The 253-nt window shown below is 63.2% G+C and carries 1 protein-coding gene; it reads right to left on the reverse strand.

The annotated features are described in order from the left end of the window. A partial coding sequence (locus AC0608_RS13830) for an MMPL family transporter (protein WP_478289482.1) occupies nucleotides 1–253 on the reverse strand: 253 nt, incomplete at both ends.

A 253-nucleotide genomic window follows, 5' to 3' on the forward strand; every position in this document is an offset into this window, starting at 1 on the left:
TGGCGCTGGCGAACCTGGACAGCAAGCGCCAGAACGGGTGTTCGCGGTTCGCGTCTTTCTTGCTCCTGGCGATGGCGCGCTGGCTGATGCCCGCGTAGGAAATCGCCACCGGCAGCAGGATCAGGTTGGTGAACACGATCACCGCCACGCCGATGGAGGCGCCGATGGCCAGTTCACGGATCACGCCGATGTCGATGATCAGCAGGGTAATAAAGCCCACCGCATCGGCAAGGATCGCGATCATGCCCGGCAG

This window comes from Flavobacterium sp. GNP008 (genome assembly GCF_056428965.1).